The organism is Kocuria soli (genome assembly GCF_003797835.1).
Classification (GTDB): domain Bacteria; phylum Actinomycetota; class Actinomycetes; order Actinomycetales; family Micrococcaceae; genus Kocuria; species Kocuria soli.
In genome coordinates this window covers 61257-81320 of sequence record NZ_RKMF01000005.1, presented here as the reverse complement: position 1 = coordinate 81320, position 20064 = coordinate 61257, and the positions used below count along the sequence as shown (strand labels likewise).

The 20064-nt window shown below is 67.3% G+C and carries 17 protein-coding genes and 1 tRNA gene; 11 read left to right on the top strand and 7 right to left on the bottom strand.

The features are described 5' to 3' along the window. Positions 1–63 precede the first annotated feature (63 nt). The gene (pepN, locus tag EDL96_RS05205; protein WP_123824748.1) at positions 64–2745 is read right to left on the bottom strand and encodes an aminopeptidase N; all 2682 of its coding nucleotides are present in this window, start codon (positions 2743–2745) and stop codon (positions 64–66) included. 111 nt (positions 2746–2856) lie between these two features. Beyond that, entirely contained in the window at positions 2857–4101 is a 1245-nt protein-coding gene (gene glgC / locus EDL96_RS05200) for a glucose-1-phosphate adenylyltransferase (RefSeq protein WP_456073101.1), read from the bottom strand. Positions 4102–4311: 210 nt separating this feature from the next. Between glgC and glgA the strand changes: the two genes are divergently transcribed. After that, on the top strand, positions 4312–5508 hold the full coding sequence (gene glgA / locus EDL96_RS05195) for a glycogen synthase (protein ID WP_123824746.1): 1197 nt from the start codon (positions 4312–4314) through the stop codon (positions 5506–5508). A 151-nt stretch (positions 5509–5659) separates the two neighbouring features. Further along, positions 5660–5745, top strand: a tRNA-Leu gene (locus EDL96_RS05190). Between the two features lie 141 nt (positions 5746–5886). Here the strand turns inward: EDL96_RS05190 and EDL96_RS05185 are convergent. Continuing rightward, positions 5887–6993 carry a hypothetical protein gene (locus EDL96_RS05185; protein WP_123824745.1) on the bottom strand — a complete coding sequence of 369 codons (1107 nt, stop codon included), beginning with the start codon at positions 6991–6993 and terminating at the stop codon, positions 5887–5889. A gap of 114 nt (positions 6994–7107) precedes the next feature. Between EDL96_RS05185 and EDL96_RS05180 the strand changes: the two genes are divergently transcribed. Then, positions 7108–7575, top strand: coding sequence for a DUF3237 domain-containing protein (locus tag EDL96_RS05180; RefSeq protein ID WP_123824744.1), 468 nt, complete (start codon positions 7108–7110; stop codon positions 7573–7575). A gap of 49 nt (positions 7576–7624) precedes the next feature. Here EDL96_RS05180 and EDL96_RS05175 read toward each other — a convergent pair whose 3' ends face one another. Next, the gene (locus EDL96_RS05175) at positions 7625–8833 is read right to left on the bottom strand and encodes an MFS transporter (RefSeq protein WP_233568700.1); all 1209 of its coding nucleotides are present in this window, start codon (positions 8831–8833) and stop codon (positions 7625–7627) included. A gap of 178 nt (positions 8834–9011) precedes the next feature. On the opposite strand from EDL96_RS05175, the gene arc reads away from it, so the two are divergent. From arc to pafA, 4 genes are read left to right on the top strand one after another with little or no spacing between them, the layout of a single operon-like run. After that, the gene (gene arc, locus EDL96_RS05170) at positions 9012–10772 is read left to right on the top strand and encodes a proteasome ATPase (protein WP_123824742.1); all 1761 of its coding nucleotides are present in this window, start codon (positions 9012–9014) and stop codon (positions 10770–10772) included. After that, a complete protein-coding gene (gene dop, locus EDL96_RS05165) occupies positions 10769–12415 on the top strand; it encodes a depupylase/deamidase Dop (protein ID WP_123824741.1) in 1647 nt (548 codons plus the stop codon). Before arc ends, dop begins: the two co-directional genes overlap by 4 nt. A 2-nt stretch (positions 12416–12417) precedes the next feature. Continuing rightward, positions 12418–12630 carry a ubiquitin-like protein Pup gene (locus tag EDL96_RS05160; RefSeq protein ID WP_123824740.1) on the top strand — a complete coding sequence of 71 codons (213 nt, stop codon included), beginning with the start codon at positions 12418–12420 and terminating at the stop codon, positions 12628–12630. A 3-nt stretch (positions 12631–12633) separates the two neighbouring features. After that, complete coding sequence (gene pafA, locus EDL96_RS05155; protein ID WP_123824739.1) at positions 12634–14088, top strand: Pup--protein ligase; 1455 nt, start codon at positions 12634–12636, stop codon at positions 14086–14088. A 136-nt stretch (positions 14089–14224) separates the two neighbouring features. On the opposite strand, the gene EDL96_RS05150 is transcribed toward pafA, so the two are convergent. Further along, complete coding sequence (locus tag EDL96_RS05150) at positions 14225–14521, bottom strand: hypothetical protein (protein ID WP_123824738.1); 297 nt, start codon at positions 14519–14521, stop codon at positions 14225–14227. Between the two features lie 206 nt (positions 14522–14727). Here EDL96_RS05150 and EDL96_RS05145 point away from each other — a divergent pair, with 206 nt between their 5' ends. After that, positions 14728–16041, top strand: a complete 1314-nt coding sequence (locus tag EDL96_RS05145; protein ID WP_123824737.1) for a M20/M25/M40 family metallo-hydrolase — start codon at positions 14728–14730, stop codon at positions 16039–16041. 13 nt (positions 16042–16054) lie between these two features. On the opposite strand, the gene EDL96_RS05140 is transcribed toward EDL96_RS05145, so the two are convergent. Then, positions 16055–16288, bottom strand: coding sequence for a DUF5703 family protein (locus tag EDL96_RS05140; RefSeq protein ID WP_123824736.1), 234 nt, complete (start codon positions 16286–16288; stop codon positions 16055–16057). A 51-nt stretch (positions 16289–16339) separates the two neighbouring features. Between EDL96_RS05140 and EDL96_RS05135 the strand changes: the two genes are divergently transcribed. Genes EDL96_RS05135 through mshC form a run of 3 tightly spaced genes read left to right on the top strand, consistent with a single transcriptional unit; the run spans position 16340 to position 19011 of the window. Beyond that, on the top strand, positions 16340–16696 hold the full coding sequence (locus EDL96_RS05135) for a hypothetical protein (RefSeq protein WP_123824735.1): 357 nt from the start codon (positions 16340–16342) through the stop codon (positions 16694–16696). A gap of 57 nt (positions 16697–16753) precedes the next feature. Further along, a complete protein-coding gene (locus EDL96_RS05130; RefSeq protein WP_123824734.1) occupies positions 16754–17608 on the top strand; it encodes an undecaprenyl-diphosphate phosphatase in 855 nt (284 codons plus the stop codon). Positions 17609–17667: 59 nt separating this feature from the next. After that, on the top strand, positions 17668–19011 hold the full coding sequence (mshC, locus tag EDL96_RS05125) for a cysteine--1-D-myo-inosityl 2-amino-2-deoxy-alpha-D-glucopyranoside ligase (protein ID WP_123824733.1): 1344 nt from the start codon (positions 17668–17670) through the stop codon (positions 19009–19011). Positions 19012–19119: 108 nt separating this feature from the next. On the opposite strand, the gene EDL96_RS05120 is transcribed toward mshC, so the two are convergent. Beyond that, positions 19120–20037, bottom strand: a complete 918-nt coding sequence (locus EDL96_RS05120) for a PAC2 family protein (protein ID WP_123824732.1) — start codon at positions 20035–20037, stop codon at positions 19120–19122. Positions 20038–20064 lie beyond the last annotated feature (27 nt).

The following is a 20064-nucleotide window of genomic DNA, read 5'->3' as shown; positions in this document are numbered from 1 at the left end:
TTTCACGGATTACATGCATTTCCGCGGATTGTGGCCGCGGTGGGCCGGGTGGGCGACGGCCCGTTACGCGGGCCTTGCGCGCGCCTGGATGGTGAGTCGACGTCGGCGTTCGTCGGCTTGCTCTCGGACCACACGCAGGAGCGCTGCTGGTGCGTCCGAGTGGGTGGTGAGCCATTCCTCCGTGGCTTGCAGAACGGCATCGTTCTCGACGCCCGCGGCAGGGTCCGGTGCGGTCCGGGGATACAGGCCCGCGACCACTCGGGTGGCCATGCCGATCGACCGACTTGCCCACTGCTCCTGGATGACTTCGAAGTACCGAGCGCGGAAGGGAGCCAGAAGGTCGTCGTCGCCCAGCTGGAATCCCGCCGCGGTGGCGCTGAGCAGGTCGTTGGTGAGGTCCGGGCCCAGGACACGGTCCCATGCCTCCTGTTTGGCTTCGGCCGTGGGCCTGGCCGCTTCCGCGCGGGCCCGCCCGATCTGCGCGGGCCTGGAACTGTCGCGATCCGACTCCGAGCGGATACAGGTGTCATCGGCGTGGCCCGAGGCCACCAGCCCCGTGAGCAGACGCCAACGGAGGGTGGGCCCGAGCCGCAGATCCGGAAGTGCCACGGAGCCGGCCAGCAGATCACCGGCCCAGGCGGAGAAGGTCCGATCATGAACCAGGAGGTGCCCGAACACTCGGGCCAGAGCGCTCTGCCGGTCGGATCCGGGCGGGGCGGACTCCAGCTGGGTGACGACGGCTCGCGTCAGGTCGGTGCTGTGACGGGCTCGACGGGTCACAGGGAGATGGTCGTCCAGGACTTCCAGTGCACGGTCCAGGACGGTCTCGAAGACCACCGATTCCTCTTCCTGGAAGATGTGCTGCAGGACAGCGGTGAGGAAGTCTCCGGGGTCCACCTCCCCGGAGCGCACGGCCGACCACAGCTGTGCCCAGGCCACGGAGCGCGCCATGGGATCCGGGAGGTGTCCCAGGTGCTCCATCAAGTGCTCTGCCTGCCCGGCATCCAGCCGGTACTCGGCGTAGTCCAGGTCGTCGTCGTTGACCAGGACCAGGCCGTGCGCGCCGGTCAACGCCGGGACCGGCAGCGGGTCGCCCGGCTGATGACCCGCCGGTATCTCCACCAGGACCCGCCGGGTGCGCGCCCAGGCAGTCGCCAAGGACGCGACGGCATCGCTCGCTGAATCCGAGGGCGTGGAAATGCGATCGGTGCCGTAGAGGCCGATGGCCAGCTGGTGTGGTCGGGCGGAGGCCGGGTCCTGCGGGGTCCCGCGAGGCACCAGCACGACCGATTCGATCGGAGAGTCCAAACCTGTGTCCCCTCGGGTGACCGTGACGTCGACCCGGGTGGCGCCCGTCGTGTCTAGCCAGTGCCGGGCCCAGGCCCGTGTGTCCTGGTGGGAGGCCTCCTCGAGCGCGGCCAGGAAGTCGGACAGATCGGCTGATCCCCAGGCGTGCCGTCGGAAGTACGCCCGGCACGCCGCGAAGAATGCGTCCTGCCCGACGAAGGCCACCAGCTGCTTGAGCGCTGCGGCACCCTTGGCGTAGGTGATGCCGTCGAAGTTCTGCCGGGCGGCGGCCACGTCCGGAATGTCGGCGAGGATCGGGTGAGTCGTGCTCAGCGCGTCCTGCCGGTAGGCCCAGGCCTTGCGGCGCACCGCGAATCCCGCCCAGGCGCTCGTGAACTCCGTGGCCTCGGCCGAGGCGTATGCCCCCATGTACTCCGCGAAGGACTCCTTGAGCCACAGGTCCTCCCACCAGCGGATGGTCACCAGATCGCCGAAGTACATGTGCGCCATCTCGTGCAGGACCGTGTTGGCCCGGGCCGCGCGCTGTTGGTGGGTGGGGCCGTCGGGGAACAGGTAGTCCTCGGTGAAGGTGACCAACCCGGGGTTCTCCATGGCACCCAGGTTGTACTCGGGGACGAATGCCTGTTCGTAGGAGTCGAACGGGAAGTCGAGGTCGAACAGGCCGGTGTAGAAGTCCAGTCCTTGCCTGGTCAGCTCGAACAGTTCCTCGGCCGGAAGGTGCGGCGCCATGCTGGCCCGGCACCACAGGGTCAACGGCAGCCGCTGATCGCGTCCAGGCACCGAAGATTCCCACGTGCCCGTGACCCGGTGGTAGGGCCCGGCCAGGACAGTGGTCAGGTAGCTCGGGATGGCGGCCGTGGCGGAGAACTCGTGACGCGCCGCTGCCGCGTGACCCGACGCGGCCGGAAGGGGACTGATGCGTACATCTGCCGCGTTGGACGAAACCGACCACCCGGCCGGGGCGTCGACCGTGAACCGCCAGGGGGCACGCAGATCGGGCTGGTCGAAGCAGGGGACCACACGACGCGCGTCGGTCGGTTCGTACTGCGTGTAGAGGTAGGTGGCACCGTCCTCCGGGTCCACGTACCGATGCATTCCCTCACCGGACCGCGAGTACCGGCCGCGACCACGGACGGTCACGGTGTTCGTCGGTTGAAGACCCGAGAGCTCGATCCGCCCCTCCGACACGCACTGTTTCAGGTCGGCCCCGGTCCGCGGCTGGCCGTTGACCTCCAGGGAGTCCACCTCGCCGATGAAGTCCAGGAACGTGGCCTCGACTCCGTTGGCGACTTCGAACTCCCATCGAGCGGTCACCGGGAAGGTCGACATGTCGGGGTCGGAGGCGCCCGTGAGGTCCAGTTGGACTTCGGCACCCAGCAGGGTCAGGTCACGGGAGCGACGGGCTGCGTCAACGCGGGTCAGGTCGTAGTGAGGCACGCGCACAGTCTACGAACGACCAGCGACGACGACGGAAGGGCCCGTCCACCGCCGTGGACCGGGCCCTTCCGCGTTGCACACCGCCGCCCCATAGTGCGTGGGGTCGCGTGCCTACTCGAACTTGTAGTTCTTGGGGATCACCGTGATGCCCGAGTCGGTCACGTGGAGACCACGGGCACGGTCCTCTTCGGCGCTGACGCCCACCCGGACTCCGGGCGGAACCACGACGTTCTTGTCCACGATGCAGCGTTCCACGACGGCGTCCTCCTCCACCCGCACACCCTGCAGGAGCACGGACTTGTCCACCCGGGCGTGGTTGCCCACGAAGACGTTGGGGGAGAGCACCGACTCCTGGACCCGGCTGCCCGCCACGATCACACCGGGGGACAGGATCGAGTCCGTTGCCACGCCACCCTCCTGGTACGGGCCGCGGACCAGCTTGGCGGGCGGTGCGGTGACCTGGTGGGTGTAGAGCGGCCAGGCCTCGTTGTAGAGGTTGAACACGGGCATGGGGCGCAACAGGTCCATGTGGGAGTCGTAGTACGAATCCAAGGTGCCGACGTCGCGCCAGTATTGGCGGTCACGATCGGTGGACCCGGGCACGTCGTTGTTCGTGAAGTCGTAGACCACGGCTTCACCGCGGTCGGCGAAGTACGGCATGATGTCGCCGCCCATGTCGTGGTCGGTGTCCTCGCGGGCCTCGTCCTGACGCAGCGCCTCGACCAGGGCGTCGGTGGAGAACACGTAGTTGCCCATGGACGCCAGGAACTGGGTCGGGTCATCCTCCAGGGGACGGGTCGAGTCCGGCTTCTCCACGAACTGGGTGATCTTGGTGGGATCGTTCGGGTCCGTTTCGATCACACCGAAGGACTTGACCAGCTCGAGCGGCTGGCGAACACCGGCCACCGTCGCCTTGGCGCCGGAGGCGATGTGGAAGTCGACCATCTGGGAAAAGTCCATGCGGTAGACGTGATCGGCGCCCACGACCACCACGATGTCCGGACGGGCGTCGTCGATCAGGTTCATCGACTGGAAGATCGCGTTGGCCGACCCCAGGAACCAGTCCTTGCCGTGGCGCTGCTGCGCGGGCACCGAGGCGATGTAGTTGCCCAGCAGCGTCGACAACCGCCAGGTTTCGGACAGGTGCCGGTCCAGGGAGTGGGACTTGTACTGGGTCAGGACCACGATCTGCAGGTACCTGGAGTTCACCAGGTTCGAGAGTGCAAAGTCGATCAACCGGTAGGTGCCACCGAAGGGGACGGCGGGCTTGGCACGGTCCTCGGTCAGGGGCATCAGGCGCTTGCCTTCGCCACCGGCCAGAACAATTGCCAGCACCTTTTCGCGTGCCATGTTCAACCTCTCCAGACGTCGTCGTCTTGAATCCGGGCGGGGGCCCGATGCCGTCGGCGGCCGATTCGTCGGATCGCCACGATACAGAGTCCACTCAATCGTGAATCGGGCCGTTCTGGGAAGTTGGCGCGGTCAGATTTCGGCAAGCGTCGCAAAGGTTTCAGAAATTAGCGGCCGGAGTGGGTGCCAGAGAGCCCGGACTGTAGTCTCGATCACGTGCGTATCGACATCGTGTCCAAGGAGTTCCCACCGGCGATCTACGGGGGTGCCGGCGTTCACGTCGCCGAGCTCTCGCGTGTCCTGGCGCCGCTGGTCGAGCTGAATGTCCGCTGCTTCGGGGAACCCCGTGAACCGGATTTCCACGGAGCCCATGTCCAGGCCTACCGGGTCCCCGGAGACCTTCGCGGTCAGAACGCGACGATCGAGACCTTGGGCACGGACCTGGGCATGGTGGGCGACATCGGGGGAGCGGATCTGGTGCATTCGCACACGTGGTACGCCAACATGGCCGGTCACCTGGCCTCCCTCATGCACGGCATCCCGCACGTGATCTCCGCCCACTCGCTTGAACCGTTGCGGCCGTGGAAGGCCGAGCAGCTCGGCGGCGGGTACGCCATCTCCTCGTTCGTGGAGAAGACCGCGTACCTCAACGCCGCTGCGGTCATCGCCGTCTCGGACGGAATGCGCAACGACATCCTGCGCTGCTACCCGGAGATCGACCCGGCCAAGGTCCAGGTCGTGCACAACGGCATCGACGTCGCGCAGTGGAATCGGGACGAAGGTACCGACGTCCTGGAAGCCCACGGCATTGACCCCGCCAAGCCGTCCGTGGTCTTCGTGGGCCGCGTGACCCGGCAGAAGGGTGTGCCGTTCCTGCTGCGTGCCGCACTGCAGCTGCCGCCGGAGGTCCAACTCGTGCTGTGCGCCGGTGCGGCAGACACCCCCGAGCTGGCCGCCGAGGTCAACGGTCTGATCGACGAGCTCAAGGCCACCCGTGACGGCGTGGTCCTCATCGAGCAGATGCTCCCGCGCCGGGAGGTCATCCAGATCCTGTCCCACGCCACGGCCTTCGCCTGCCCCTCGATCTACGAACCCCTCGGGATCGTCAACCTGGAGGCCATGGCGTGCGGGGCCGCCGTGGTGGCCACCGCCACCGGTGGCATCCCGGAGGTCGTGGTCGACGGCGAGACGGGCCGGTTGGTGGAGATCGAGCAGGTCGACGACGGATCCGGCACCCCGCTGGATCCCGACAAGTTCGTCAACGACTTCGCCGCCGCCCTGACCGAGGTGATTTCCGACCCGGAGCGCGCGCGCCGCATGGGTGAAGCGGGCAGACAGCGGGCCGAGGAACACTTCTCCTGGGAGTCCATCGCCGAACGCACCCTTGAGGTGTATCGCTCGGTCCTTCCCTGACCGTCCTGACCGCGGGGGAACGGACACCGGCACTGCCGCTCAGCCCACCCTCGCGGTGAACACCTGGACGGCCGGTCTGTGCTAAAGTCGTCGTCGTTGCTCGGCGGCTGACGCGGTTATTTGATGCCCGTGAAGGTCCGTCCGGTCACCTGCGCGGGTGGCGGAATAGGCAGACGCGCTAGCTTGAGGTGCTAGTCCTCGTATTAGAGGGTGGGGGTTCAAGTCCCCCTCCGCGCACACTTGTGATGTCTCACGACATGTGAAACCCCCGAACCCTCATGGGTTCGGGGGTTTTGTCATGCGCGGCAGGGTTGTCGACCACTCGGCTCAGCCGGACTACGCATCCGGCACCGACGACACCGCTTGGCGTCGATCGGGTCAGGCTTCCTGCGGGTCGTCGTCGGTCGCGTAGCGGCGCTGTCTCTCACGCTGCCCGTGGGTGAGCTTCTTCAGATCCGTCCGACTGTCGAAGCTGGACCCCAGGCCACCCGCCACGACCCCCATGGCCGCACTGAGCCACGCGATGTCCAGGTAGTTGGTCAGCTGCACGTCCGAACTGGCCAACAGCGTCGACATGAATCCCGGATCGATGATGATCAGGCCGCCGGCGAAGATCATCACCACCAACGCCAGGTAGAGCGCGACCACGCAGACCAGCAAGGTCAGCACGGTGGAGAAGTTGTACAGCACCACCACGCGGGTCAGCCGTTCGTGGACCGGCTTGTCCCACAGGCCGTTGCTGACGATCAACCACGTGATCATGACGGCGACCGCCACGGCGCCGATGGACAGCAGACGTGCCGTGGACAGGTACTCGGCCATCTGCCAGATCGAGCTGTAGAAGATTCCGAAGGCACCCGTGGCGGCTGCGGCCGCGAGCGCGCTCGACAGCCGGGGAGCGGTCCGCCACGGGTCGTTGGCCACGGTCATGCCCATGACGGTCCGCGCGGAGCCCAGGAGCCGGTCTGCGCGCAGTGCGAGGTGGCCTCCGGAATCCTGGCGCCAGCGGGTCCACCGCAAGCCGACTTTGCGACCGGGACCGAGTCCGGCCGCCACCGTCGACCCGTCCTTCGGATGGTCGAGTGGCATGAGCCGGGTGAGGCAGTCCAGCAGGACCGTCAGAATCCGACTCTTGGTGGCCACCGCCCCCAAAGTGGGGCAGGAGATCACCCCGACGTTGTACTCGGGAACGACTTCTGCCACCAGCGGGTCTTCGCCCGAATGCCGTGGGATCTCAGTCAGCAGGAGCACGGCGTCCACGGCGTCGTACTCGTCGGCAAGGCGCCCGGCAGCCGTGACGTCCAACGTGTTGTCGGGACGCAGTCGGATGGTCTCGGTCCTGGTGATCACGTGGACGTCGCAGTGGTACAGGATGCCCAGACGGGATTCCAAGCGACCCTGGAGTCTCTCGAGTCTGCGGGTGGGGAGCCCAGGATCGCTGATGACCAGGACGGTGCGAGGCCCGGCGCCGACATTCTGACTCATACCGCTAAAGCTACTTAGTGTCTCTGAGTACGCCGTGCCGGACAGCCCTAGATCCCCTGTGCCGTTCGGAACACCGCACGGCCGATCCCTGAGCGGCAGTGGTAGAACCGGTACATGAGTACGCCACAGGCACCCGCACTGTCCTTCCTGACCACGCTGTCCGTGTCCGTCGGCATGCCGCTCGAGGTGGGCCCCACGGCGGAGGGGTACCGGAGGGTCATCCCCATCACCGGGGGCACGGCCACCGGTCCGGAGTTGAACGGCGTCATCGACCCGGTGGGGGCTGATTTCCAGCTCCTGATCGACGAGACCACCACCCACCTCGAGGCCAAGTACGTCTTGAAGTCCGACGCCGGTGAGCGGCTCTACATCACGAACTGGGGCATCCGTACCGGCAGTGCCGAGGACATCGCCCGTTTGGTTCGTGGCGAGGCCGTGGATCCCGAACGGATCTACTTCCGCTGCACGCCGCGTCTGGAATCCCCGGGACCACGCTGGGGATGGCTGGCGGAACGAATCCTGGTCGGCACCGGACGTCGACTCCAGGACCGCGTGGAGATCGACGTCTTCGTTCTCGAGTGATCCCCAGAGGTGCGATGTCGTAGCTCCCGGCGGGATGCCTCAGTGACGTTCAGCCGCGCCGTTGGAGCAGCATGACGCTGACCGCGCACAGCAGGCCGGCCACGACGACGCCCGCCGACCACACCACCACGGACCCCCATCCGAACGCACTCCACAGGTGCGTGGACAGGGTCCCGGACAGGCTGGATCCGGCGTAGTAGAACACCAGGTAGGCACTCGAGGCCTTGGCCGCGCTCAGTCCCAGGCGGTGCGCACGGTCCACGACCCACCCGCTCAGAATCGCGTGGGTGCCCATGAACGCGAACGTCAACATACCCAGTCCGATCAGCACCCCGGCCACGGACACGGGGGTGGTCACCCCGACGACGGCCCCCATGGCCACCAGACCCAGGACCACGACGAGCGCCCGCCCCACCCGGTCCGCGACCCGTCGGAACACCGCCGGGGCGAGAATGCCGACGGGATAGGCCAGGTACACCACGGCGGATTCGCTGCCCATCGAGAACGGGGGCGCTTCCAGGCGCAGAGACACCGCGTTGTAGGCCCCCACGAACACTGCCATCGCGGCCAAGCCCAGGGCGCACAGCAACGCCACCTGCGTGTTCCTGAGCACCCCGAAGGTCCCGAACAGCACGTCGTGCAGACGAATGTCCGTGCCACCCGGTCGGTCCAGGGGGAGCGCGAAGGCCACCACTGCGCCGATCACCACGGACAGGACGCCGAGCACGTACGCGGAAACCTGCCACCCTCCCAGCTCGGACAGTGGCCCTGGCGCCAGCCGTCCCAGTGCGCCTCCCATGGCCGTGCCCGCGATGTAGAGCGCATTGGCCTTGGGGTGGGCGGCGTTGTCCAGCTTCTCGCGCAGGTAGGCGAGTGCCATGGCAGGAAGGCCGGCCAGCGCCAGGCCTGAGACGGCGCGGAAGGTCAGGAAGACCTCCCAGGTGGGCGCCATGGCGCAGGCGATGGTGAACACACCGGAGACCGCCAAGGATCCGGCCATGACCCAGACCCTGCCGATCACGTCTCCCAAGGGTCCGGCCAGCAGCAGCCCAACCATCATCGCCACCGTCGCCGCGGACAGCGCCGCCCCCGTTACCCCCTCGGGCACCTCGAAGGACCTGGCGAACTGGGGAAGCAACGGCTGGACGAAGTAGATCAGGGCGAAGTTGGCCAACCCCCCGAGCGCCAACACCGACAGAATGCGGCGGTACTGAGCGGAACCGGCGGCAAAGCCCCCGGCAGGCACTCGCGTCGTCACCCTTCTATGGCTCCTTTCGGCTGCTTCCACCGGCCATTGTGCACACCCGACGCACGTCGTCGCCCCGACCCTGCGCGGGTCCTGCGAGCGCCTCAGAGGTGACATCGCCCACCGCGGGCATACAGTGGGAGGGTACGCGAGTGCCCCACGCCGGGCGGGATCAGGATTGACGACGACGATGACCGACACCACATCCAGCGGCCAGAACACACCTTCAGAGGCAGGGACGAACCCCGGGCCCGCACAGGGATCGGACCACTTCACGCAGCAGTTGGCGACCGCCCATCGCCAGGTGGCCATCGTGCGCGACGAGAAGCGCAACCTGGACCGGCAGCTCTCCTCCGCCGGGCAGCAGAACCAGAAGCTGCGCACCGCACTCGAAGGAGCCCGCGACCAGATCACCCGGCTCAAGAAGGCCCTGGAGCACGACCTCGAGCTCCCGTTGTCGGTCGCCACGCTCATTCGCACGATCCCCGCCGGGGACTCTGCCGGGACCAAGGACCTCAGTGCAGACGTCGTGGTCTCCGGCCGCAACGTCCGCTGCCCCGTCTCCCCGTTGGTTCCACAGGGCGCCCTGGAACCGGGGCGCCAGATCCTGGTGGACGAACGCTCCGTCGTCGTCTCCGTCCTGGGCTACGAACCCACCGGAGAACTGGCCACGGTGCGCGAGGTCGTCGACGCCGCCCGCGTGGTCACCGTGGGGCGCTCGGACGAAGAACGCGTGCTGCGCCTGTCCGGGGCCCTGCGCAAGAACCCGCCGCAGCCGGGCCAGACGGTCACCATCGACCACCGCAACGGGTTCGCCCTGGAAATCGTGAACCGGACCGGCATGGAGGAACTCGTCCTCGAGGAAGTCCCCAACGTCCGGTACCAGGACATCGGCGGACTCGGGGAGGAGATCGAGCAGATCCAGGACGCCGTCGAACTCCCGTTCGTCCACCCCGAGCTGTACCGCCAGCACAAGCTGGCCCCGCCCAAGGGCATCCTGCTGTACGGCCCTCCCGGCAACGGCAAGACCATGATCGCCAAGGCCGTGGCGCGCTCGCTGGCCGAACGTGCCGCGGAGAAGTCGGGGCGTGACCAGGCCAAGGGGTACTTCCTCAACATCAAGGGCCCCGAACTGCTCGACAAGTTCGTGGGGGAGACGGAACGCCAGATCCGCCAGATCTTCACCCGCGCCCGCGAGCAGGCAGCCGCCGGCATTCCGGTCGTGGTCTTCTTCGACGAGATGGATTCCCTGTTCCGTACCCGCGGCTCGGGACTCTCCTCCGACGTGGAGACCACGATCGTCCCGCAGCTGCTCACGGAGATCGACGGAGTGGAGAAGCTCGACAACGTGATCATCGTGGGGGCGACCAACCGCGAGGACATGATCGACCCCGCCGTGCTGCGCCCGGGTCGTCTGGACGTCAAGATCCGCATCGACCGCCCGGATGCCGAGGGCGCCCGACAGATCTTCGCCCTGTACCTCACGCCCGACCTGCCCCTGCACCAGGAGGAGATCATCAGTGCCGGGTCGCGTGAAGCCGCGATCGAAGCCCTGATCGACGACGGGGTCGAGGCGATGTACGCGCAGACCGACGCCACGCGCTTCCTGGAGATCACGTACAAGGACGGCAAGCGCGAAACCTTGTGGTTCTCGGACTTCGTCTCCGGTGCGGTGATCCGCAACATCGTGGACCGCGCCAAGAAACAGGCCATCAAGGACCTCCTGACCAAGCAGGTCCGCGGTATCACCCGGCAGCACGTGCGCAACGCCGTCGCCCAGGAGTTCATGGAGCAGCAGGACCTCCCGGACACCTCGGACCCGGACGACTGGGCACGCATTTCGGGGCGCCGGGGCGACACCATCGCGGACCTGCGCATCGTCATGCACCGCGGCCCCCGTCCCGACGACGCCGTCGTGACCTCCGCCACGGACGATCGGACCGATTCGTGAGCGTCCGCCGGGTCATGGGCGCCGAAACGGAGTTCGGCGTCCTCGAACCCAACAACCCGAAGGCCAACGCCACGGTCCTGTCCACCCGCGTGGTCACCGCCTACGCCGCACTGGTGCGACGAGAGCTGGGAGCCACGGGGGACTCCGTCCCGGACTTCGACTACAGCTCGGAAGCACCGCTGCAGGACGCCCGCGGCTTCACCATGGACCGTGCCCAGGCCCATCCCACCCAGCTGACGGACTCCGCTCCGGTGCTGACCAGTGAGGAGATTGCGGCCGAGGCGCTGGCGGAGCAGGGGCTGTGGGAGGACTACGCGGCCCGGATCGTGATGAACACGGTGCTGCCCAACGGCGCACGGTTGTACGTGGACCACTCCCACCCGGAGTACTCCTCACCCGAGGTCATGACGCCCCGGGACGCCGTGCTCTACGACCTGGCCGGTGACGCCGTGGCAGCCACCGTGGTGAAGACCCTCCAGGACTCCGTGGAGAACACCGGCCTGGCACCGATCCATCTCTACAAGAACAACACGGACGGGAAGTCGGCCTCCTACGGTTCCCACGAGAACTACCTCATCCCACGGGAGACCAACCTGGACCGGCTGAACTCGGCCCTGCTGCCGTTCTTCGCCTCCCGCCAGGTCGTGTGCGGCGCGGGTCGCGTGGGCATCGGGCAGGACGGCAGGACACCGGGGTTCCAGATCAGTCAGCGGGCCGACTTCTTCGAGCGGCTGGTCGGGCTCGAGACCACGGTGCGACGCCCCATCGTCAACACCCGCGACGAGCCACACGCCGATGAGTCCCGGTACCGTCGCCTACACGTGATCGTCGGCGACGCCAACCTTTCGCACGTGTCCGAATTGCTCAAGTTCGGCACGACGTCGCTGGTCCTGCGGCTCGTGGAGAACAAGGCGGTTCCCGCGATCGAGCTCTACGACCCCGTGGCCGCCATGCACACCATCAGCCACGATCCGAGCCTGCAGGCCACCGTGCCGCTCAAGGACGGAGGATCCCTCACCGGCGTGCAGATCCAGCGGCTGTTCCTGGAAGCATCCGAGGAACTCGAAGGGCCGTCTCCGGACCAGGACACGGCCGAGATTCTCCAGCTGTGGCGAGAGGTCCTGGACGCCCTCGAGACCGATCCCGGTTCTCTGGCCGACCGACTGGACTGGGTGGCCAAGCTCCAGGTCCTGGAGTCCTACCGGCAACGGGGCAACCTCGGCTGGACCGCACCCCAGCTCGCGGCGATCGACCTGCAGTACCACGACGTCAACCCCGACAAGGGTCTTTACCACCGGCTGGCCGCCGCCGGACGCATCCGGACCTTGTTCTCCGCGGACCAGATCGCCGCCGCGGCCTGGGCACCGCCACCGGACACCCGGGCGGACTTCCGTGGACGGCTGGTGGCCGCGTTCCCCGACGACGTGATCGCCGCCGGATGGGACACCGCGGCGGTTCAGTTCCCGGGCGTACGCCGGGGAGCCCGCATGATCTGGCCCGAACCCACCGCGCTCACGCGGGAGGAGACCCGGGACTGGTGGGCGGCCGACTCCGTGGAGGACTTCATCCGCCGCTTCGAACACGTTCATCCCGAATGGGTGGTTGCCTCCGGCGCCGCCACAGACGACACATCAGGAGATTGACCATGGCCCAGGAACGCATTTCCTCCTCCGGATCCAAGCGGGAAGAGGACGCCCCGCTTCCCGATTCCGCCCCCACTCCCGCGCCGAGCGGCCCGTCCGCTGCGGCCCAGGCGCAGGCCACCCAGGCTGACGACCTGTTGGCCGACATCGACGCCGTCCTGGAGGCCAACGCCGAGGAGTTCGTCAAGGGCTTCGTGCAGAAGGGCGGCCAGTAACCCATGGATCGCAGGATCATGGGTCTAGAGACCGAGTTCGGGATCGTTCACCGCGTTCCCGACGGCACCCCCATGACCCCGGACGACACCGCGCGTCTGCTCTTTCGCCCCATCGTCGAGTGGGGACGGTCCTCCAACGTGTTCCTCCCCAACGGGGCCCGGCTCTACCTGGACGTCGGCTCACACCCCGAGTACGCGACGGCGGAGTGTGCCTCGATCGACGACGCCGTGGCCCACGACCGCGCCGGTGAGCTGATCGTGGACGACATGCGCCGGAAGCTCAAAGCGAAGCTCGCGGCGGAGCGCACCGGGGGATCGGTCTACCTGTTCAAGAACAACGTGGATTCGGCGGGCAACTCCTTTGGTTCCCACGAGAACTACATGATCGCCCGGACCACCCGGTTCGCACGGCTGATCGCCCACCTCATCCCGTTCCTGGTCACCCGCCAGCTCATCGCGGGCGCCGGACGGGTCCATCCCACGGGCCCCGTGGCCTTCGGTCAGCGCAGCTTCACGCAGAACGCGGGGGAGCCGTCCTATTCGTTCTCCCAGCGCGCCGATCACATCTGGGAGGACTCGTCGTCGTCGACCACCCGTGCCCGTCCGCTGATCAACACACGCGACGAACCGCACGCGGACTCGGAACGCTTCCGACGCCTGCACGTGATCGTGGGCGATTCCACGATGTCCACGACAACGACCGCCCTGCGGCTGGGCGCCACGGATCTCATGCTGCGCATGGTCGAAGCCGGCAACGCCATGAACGACCGCACGCTTGTGGACCCTGCACTGGCCCTGCGGCAGATCTCCCACGATCTGACGGGCACCACTCCGATCGAGCTATCCGACGGTTCCAAACGCTCCGCGCTGGACCTGCAGCGGGAGTACCTGGAGACGGTGCAGCGGTTCGTGCAGGCCAACGGCGCACATCATGACCGCGTGGAGTGGGTCCTGGATCTCTGGGAACGCACCCTGACCGCCGTCGAGTCCCAGGACCTGACTGCGATCGACACGGAGATCGACTGGGCGATCAAGAAGAAGCTGTTGGATTCTTGGGTGGCCCGCAACGGCGCGGACTATTCCGCGCCGCGGGTGGCCCAGATGGACCTGGCCTATCACGACATCGCACCGGGCCGCGGACTGTTCCGCATCCTGGAGGAGCGGGGGATGGCCGCCAGGCTTCCCGGCACCGACGGGTCGGAGGCCGAGCAGGCCACCGATCAACCGCCCGAGACCCGGGCCAAGATCCGTGGCGCACTGGTGCGAGCGGCCATCGAGGCGGGAAAGCATTCGACGATCGACTGGGTCAACGTGAAGATCAACGGGCCCACCCAGCAGATCGTCACGCTGCGTGACCCGTTCCTCACCCAGGACGACGGGGCGGATGCCATGTTGGCCGATCTCCAGGCCGTGGCCGCGTCACGTCAGGAGGAGCCCCCGGCGCCGCCCATCATCTGATGGTTCTCTCCACCCGAGGTCCGATGATCTGTGATCCGATGATCTGTGGTCCGATGATCTGAGGTCCGATGATCTGTGGGGAAAGTTCGGGGGGCCCGTCCGCGGACGGGCCCCCGAACATGTTGGGTGTCGGGGTTCAGGCGGCGAGCCCGTGCACGGAGGATCCGTACCCGAGGTCGCGGCACACGGTGAATGCGGCGTCCAGGGCTTCCCGGTAACTGGGGTGGCACTGTCGGGTGACCAGGGCGCCGTCGGCGTCGTGCACGGTCATGCTCCAGCGGGGACGACGGCGCAGGCCCGCGAACCAACCCGTGGTGATCTCCACGGTGGGCAACGCGTCAGTGGTGTCCACAGCGACGGTGCCACGGCGATGCGGCACCTGCCCGGTCTGTGCGTACTGACCCGGGTCGGGGGATTCAAGGCGGTCGTTCACGGTTTCTCCTGGGGGCCAGGCGGGGCTGGCTTGTTACCGGGGTCCGTGCTCTCATCTGCGTCGATGCGAGGCACGCTCGTGTCAGCATAACGGTTTTATCCCCCATAGTGCCTACAGTTACGTGCTATGTCCCCAAGATGGGGTTCGGGCCGACCGCGTTAGCATGGCCGGACCCGTGACCCGACATCCGCGACGAGGAGCAGCGCATGAGCACCGAGGCAAACCCCACCGCCCACGACGAGGCCGTGGAGATCGCCCGAAACCTCATTCGCATCGACACCTCCAACTACGGCAGCGGGGATTCCAAGGGCGAGCGCCGCGCCGCGGAGTACGCCGCGGGGCTACTGGAAGAGGTCGGGCTGGAGACCACGCTCCTGGAATCCGCTCCCGGGCGCGCCAACGTCTTCGCTCGGATCCCGGGCACTGATCCGAGCGCGAACGGGCTCCTGGTCCACGGCCATCTCGACGTCGTCCCGGCCATGGCGGAGGACTGGTCCGTGGACCCGTTCGCCGCCGAGCTCAAGGACGGCATGATCTGGGGCCGCGGGGCCGTGGACATGAAGGACATGGACGCGATGATGCTGTCCACGGTCCGGCACATGCAACGCACCGGTCAGCGGCCCCGCCGCGACATCGTGATCGGGTTCTTCGCCGACGAGGAAGCGGGGATGGAGTACGGGTCCAAGTGGGTCGTCGAGAACCATCCCGAACTCTTCGACGGCGTGACGGACGCGATCAGTGAAGTGGGCGGGTACTCCGCATCGATCGGCGGGCGCCGCGCGTACCTGCTGCAGACCGCGGAGAAGGGCCTCATGTGGCTGCGGCTGCACGCCGAGGGGACCGCCGGCCACGGGTCCCAGGTCAACACCGACAACCCCGTCACCACGTTGTCCCGCGCCATGGCCAACATCGGCGAGCACCAGTGGCCGATCGAACTCACCAAGACCACGCGTCAGTTCCTCGACGCGGTCACGGAGCTGACCGGGGTGGAATTCGATCCGCAGAACCCGCAGCGGCTCTTGAAGGAACTCGGCTCCGTGGCGCGGTTCGTCGGGGCGACGCTGCAGAACACGGCCAACCCGACCATGCTCACGGGCGGGTACAAGACCAACGTGATCCCCGGTTCGGCCGAGGCCGGGCTGGACGTCCGGTACCTGCCGGAGCAACGCGAGCTGGTCCTGACCAAGCTGCAGGAGTTGGCGGGGGAGAAGGTCCGTATCGAATTCGAGTCCGACCAGATCGGCCTGGAGGTCCCGTTCTCCGGGACGGTCGTGGACGCCATGGTCGACGCCTTGGAGGTTCACGACCCGGAGGCCGTCGTCCTGCCCTACATGCTGTCGGCCGGGACTGACAACAAGTCACTGGATCCTCTGGGAATCACGGGGTACGGGTTCGTCCCGTTGCGTCTGCCGGAGGAACTCGACTTCCCGGCCATGTTCCACGGTGTCGACGAGCGCGTCCCCGTGGACTCCTTGGAGTTCGGTGCGGACGTCCTCCACACCTTGCTGACGAACTACTGACGGGACCGCGCGCTCACAACGTCCGCTGAACGCGCATCACGCGCCGGCGCATCCAGTACTTGCGGGTCCCTCCGTAGAGGTGGACGGAACGCGTGAGTTCCCACTTCCCGTACTCCGCGTGCTCGACCAACCGGGCCCGCGCGTCGGACACACGTTCGCCGGCGGCCACGGTCAGAACCAGGTATTCGAAGCGCTGGTCCGGGTCCACGCTGATCCGGGCGGTGCTCTGGGCGATTTGCTCTCTCATCTCACTCCCTGGTTCTGTCCATTCTGACCGCGGACGGGTAACGTCAGGACCATGAGCACCGATCCGCGCGTCGCACTGCAGTCCCTCGTCTCCGCCCTTGAAGAGCACCTCGCTGCACTCTCCAACCGTCGCAGCGACCAGGACCCCGCCGTCGACAGCGCCTACGTGGCGATTGCCGACGCCTTCGACGTCTATGAAGAGGCACTGTACGACAACTTCGACGAGGTCACGCCGCTCACGGTGTTCGCCGAGGACGATGAGGACGCCGCGTTCGAAGACCTCGACGAGGACGACGACGACACCTCGCTGTTGGACGAGGACGACTACGACGACCTGGACGACCAGGACTCCGAGGATTCGGACGACGACTCGGATGATTCTCGGGGCAACTTGTCGGCCCAACTGTGAGGCACCACGCAGGACGTGCACGGCCGTCGCTCTGACTTCGTGCTCTAAGGTGGCCGGGTGGACTGGCTATCAACAATCATTCTTGGCCTGGTGCAAGGTCTGACGGAGTTCCTTCCGGTTTCTTCGTCTGCCCACCTGCGCATCGTCGGTGAATTCCTACCCGGAAGCGGCGACCCCGGCGCGGCGTTCACCGCGATCACGCAGCTGGGTACGGAGACCGCCGTGGTGATCTACTTCTGGCGCGACATCGTGCGGATCATCAAGCACTGGGCCCTGTCCCTGGTCGGCAAGGTGGACCGCTCGGACCCCGACGCGCGCATGGGCTGGTTGATCATCGTCGGTTCACTGCCGATCTCCGTGCTGGGCCTCCTGCTCGAGGACTGGATCGACACGTCGTTCCGCAGCCTCTGGGTCACGGCCACCATGTTGATCGTCTTCGGTGTCTTCCTGGGCATCGCGGACAAGGTCGGCAAGCAGGTCCGGACGCTGGAGAACCTGTCCGTGAAGCACGGTCTGATCTACGGTTTCGCCCAGGCGTTGGCCCTGATCCCGGGTGTCTCACGCTCGGGCGGCACCATCACCGCGGGACTGCTCATGGGCTACAAGCGTGAAGACGCCGCCCGTTACGCCTTCCTGCTGGCCATTCCCGCCGTGTTCGCCTCCGGGCTCTACAAGCTAGCCTCCGAGATCACCGACCCCTCGCCGGCGGCGTACTCGATGCCTCAGACGCTGGTGGCCACGGTCGTCGCGTTCGTCATCGCCTACGTGATCATCGGCTGGTTCATGGGCTACATCTCCAGTCGGTCCTATGCCCTGTTCGTCTGGTACCGGATCGGGCTGGGTATCGTGCTGTTCGTCCTGCTGGGCTTCGGCGTGATCTCCGCCGTGCCCGCGGCCGTCGGCGCAGCCTGACGTCGTCCCTCTCCATCCCCCCGCAGCCAGAAGAGCTTCCCTTTCGATCCGAGGTGCCCATGCAGTCCTGGTCCGCACGCCCTGCCCCCGAACTTCCGGGCCGTGCCCCCGTTCCCACAGTTTTCGACACGCGCACCCAGCGGGTCGAGCAGTTGCCCCGGCAGGAGCGCGCGAGTCTTTACGTCTGCGGCATCACCCCGTACGACGCCACGCACATGGGACACGCGGCCACCTACGTCGCGTTCGACGTCCTCCACCGCGCCTGGTTGGACGCCGACATGCCGGTCGACTACGTGCAGAACGTGACCGACGTTGACGACCCCCTCCTCGAGCGGGCTGAACGTGACGGGATCGACTGGCGGGACCTCGCCGCCGACCAGATCCAGCTGTTCCGCACCGACATGACGGCCTTGAACGTGCTTCCGCCGGCGCACTACGTGGGGGCCACGGAGTCCGTCGAGTGGATCGTGCCCGCCGTCGAAGACCTTCTGGCCCGTGGGCTTGCATATCGTGTTCCGGGCGCGGCGGGGGAGCCGGACGGTGACGTCTACTTCGACGTCGCCGCCGCGAGCGCCCTGACGGAGGACCAGAACACCCCTGACACCCCGCTCTCGGAGCTGGCCGCACCGTGCGGTCCCGACGACGGCGGAACCGGTGCCTGCCCCGGGTCGTGGCACCTGGGCCAGATTTCGAACCTGAGCCGGGAAGACATGCTTCACCTGTTCGCTGAACGCGGGGGCGACCCGCAGCGGGACGGCAAGCGGGACCCCCTGGACCCCCTGTTGTGGCGAGTCGAACGACCCGGGGAACCGTCATGGGACGGTGGCGACCTCGGCCGGGGGCGCCCGGGCTGGCACATCGAGTGCTCGTTGATCTCGCTGCGCCACCTTCCCGCTCCGTTCACGGTGCAGGGCGGCGGGTCCGACCTGGTCTTCCCGCATCACGAAATGGGGGCCGGACACAGCTGGTCCATCTCCGGGCACCCCATGGCGCGCAGCTTCATGCACACCGGCATGGTGGGCCTGGACGGGGAGAAGATGTCCAAGTCGCTGGGTAATCTGGTGCTGGTCTCCAAGCTACGCGCGCAGGGTGAGGACCCCAACGCGATCCGCCTGGCCATCATGTCCCAGCACTACCGCACCGACTGGTTCTGGACGGACGAACTCTTGGAGACGGCGCGCAAGCGTCTGGCACTGTGGCGGCAGGCCGCCGATCTGGCGCCCGCCAGGTCCTTCGACGTCGCGCTGGAGAAGCTGCGGACCGCGCTGGCCACCGATCTGGACACCCCCGCCGCGCTCGCAGCGGTCGACGAATGGGCGCAGGCAGCCATCGCCGGTGCCCCCGGCAACGGCGACGCCCTGGCACGGGCGGCGGTCGAAGCTCGTCTGGGCATCACGCTCTGATCCCCACCCGGGCCCCTCGTTCGTGGAAGGCCCTGTTCTGGAAGGCCCTGCCCTGGAAAGCGCGGTCCTGAAAGCCGCCCGGCACCCCTCTTTGGTGCCGGGCGGTTCTCAATCCTGCTCGCGACGTCGCAGGAAGCGTTCGAACTCCTGCGCGATGGCGTCGCCACTGGCTTCCGGGAGGTCCGTCGTGTCCTTGGCCTCCTCGAGTTTGGCGACGTACGCCGCAATCTCGGGGTCGTCCTCGGCCAGTTCGTTGACACCGCGCTCCCAGGCCTCGGCGTCCTCCTCGAGCTCCTCGAGCGGGAAGCTGAGGGTCAGCAGGTCTTCGAGGCGCCGCATGAGAGCCAACTGGGCCTTGGGGGAGGGGGGCTGCGCCACGTAGTGCGGAACGGCGGCCCACAGACTCACGGTCGGAATGCCGGACACGGCCGCCAGGTGGGACAGCACACCCACGATGCCGCTGGGGCCCTCGTACTCCGAACCGGTCACGTCCAGTTCGTCCTGCAGCTCCTCCGTGTCCGAAGTGATCGACACGGGAATGGGCCGGGTGTGGGGGACATCGGCGAGCAGGGCACCGACCATGACGATGAAGTCCACGTCCATCCGCGCCGCCTGCTCCAGAATCTCTGCGCAGAACCCGCGCCACCGGTAGGACGGCTCCCACCCGTGCAGCAGGACCAGGTCGAGATTCGTGCCCTCCACGGAGGCTGCCGAGAGCTTGGTGCTGGGCCACACGAGCTTGGGTTCACCCGTGGCCGAGCGGGTCATCTGCGGGCGGGAGTACTGATAGTCGTAGTACTCGTCCGGAGAGACCTCGAAGATTTCCCGCGCCGAGTAGTTCTCCCGCAGGAACTTGACGGTGTCCGTGGCGGCGTCCCCGGCGTCGTTCCAGCCTTCGAATGCGGCCACGAGGACGCGGACCCGTTCCGAGGAACCCCCCTCGCGGACGACGCCGAACGGCCCGGGCTGGGGTCCGCCGCCGGGGTCCGAGGCGGACGGTGTGTTGTTCTGATCGGATCCACTCACCTTTCTCACTCTACGCGGACCCGGCCG